Origin of the sequence: Wolbachia endosymbiont of Drosophila bocki, assembly GCF_028982005.1 — a bacterium.
Lineage (GTDB): Bacteria > Pseudomonadota > Alphaproteobacteria > Rickettsiales > Anaplasmataceae > Wolbachia > Wolbachia pipientis.
The window spans coordinates 1-1,763 of the sequence record NZ_JAPQLG010000143.1; the positions used below are offsets into that span (position 1 = coordinate 1).

The 1,763-nt window shown below is 30.2% G+C and carries 1 protein-coding gene; it reads left to right on the forward strand.

What is annotated here, in order from left to right:
- The coding region (locus OZD61_RS03170; protein ID WP_274979820.1) for a hypothetical protein at positions 1-1,439 on the forward strand (1,439 nt) is incomplete at its 5' end.
- Positions 1,440-1,763 lie beyond the last annotated feature (324 nt).

The following is a 1,763-nucleotide window of genomic DNA, read 5'->3' on the forward strand; positions in this document are numbered from 1 at the left end:
CTTTCATTTTAGAATTTATCACAAAAATTGTCTACTGGTTCAAAACGCATTCTTCATACAAAGAGTTTAAACAAGAAGTAAAAAAACTAGAAAATAACGAAAAAAAAGATGAATTGATAAATGAAAGAGCGTACGCACATATAATTCAAAATTATAAATATAAAGATATTATTAGCAATGGATTGGCATTGAAGAAAATCCTTTCTTTAACAGGAGATAAGGTTAAAAGTAGCACAGATTTTATAATGGAAAATCTACATGAATTCGCAAAAGAAGAAAGAAAAGAAGAATTGAACCAACTAAACCAGACTATAAAAACTTTATTAAATAAATTAGTTGTAACTACTGGTCTAAGTAAAGAGCAGAAAGAACGAATAACTCAGTACATTAATGAGAAAAATTCATGGGCTAAAGAAGTATATGATCACGCGCAGTCATTATTTTCGAATGATCAAAAGATTGGTTCAAATGATATATCTAGTATAATATTTAATCTGATTTCAAGTGGCTCTACAATTAAGCAGTATTTAGAGAAGGAAAAAATTACAAAAGAGAAATTTTATGTTAATGTTCTTAATGGCCTATCTATTTTTACAGAATTGCAAAATTCTCCTCTAATAAAAGAGTTAACTAGTTGTAATTGTGAAAATGTTATAGATAAAGATAAGGCAGAACAATACACTGTAAATAGTATAGCTCATTATTTTCAGTCTAAAGTTTACCAAAAATTACTTAATGATTTCATATCACCGCTTAAAGAAGAGCACTTACTTGCTATTTTAAGTGCAGTTTATCCAGAAGATAATGCTAATAAAACAGAACTAAATAGTGAAAAATTGAAAAAAATCTTGGAGTTTAAGAAAGGTATAGATGATGAAGAACGATTTAGAGAAGTAGTTAAAAAATGTGGAGATATAGAAAAAATACAGGATATTCAAGAGAGTATATATAAAGTATGCTTTGAAATTCTACACTGTTATTGTTACTATCAAAACATGTCTGAAAAGGGTGATCTGTATTGCAGTGATAAAAATAATATTATTCCTAGAGACAAGAATCTGGCAACACCGGAGTTATATAAAAGAACAAATAATAAGAAAAATTCAATATGGAGTTATAGCAGTAGAGGCTCTGATTTTGATATAGGCATGATGTGCAATAAGATTCAATTTATCAGTGGTAGTCTTAAGTCATTTGATGATACTAGTGAAATAGATCTTTTAGATCAAATACGGAAGGTTCAGCATGGACAAGAGGCTGCAGATAATCTTCAACTATTTAATAGAGCTCTTAAGTATCCTAAAAACAATACGACTAGTACAAATAGAGAAATAGAAAAAGTAGCATCAAAACTAGGTGATTTGAAGCCATTAACAAGTAAGGATTATGACAATGCTGTGCAGCAGGTACGTTCAGCTTTTTCTCCCCCAGCTACTTAACTTGATCACGAAGAGTGTTCAATAAACCGTACGCGGCCAAGTTAAGGAAAAGTGTGACTTAAGGCTGAAAAACCAACCTTTGTACTCTTGCCGCGCTCTGCAATACCGGAAAAACTTTGTTTCTTATGATCTTTTTGGCTGGCAAACTGCAATAAAAGTTGAATCTATTGCATTTTTAGTATTCGAATAAACAGCATTAATTTTGATGAAGTAGATCTAATTTTAAAAATAAACGTTTTCGACCGGTAATTGCGTTTCTAAGAACCTGTTAAGGATCTCGAAAATATGAGGTAAAATAAGCATAGTTAAGAAAGAGGTATATCT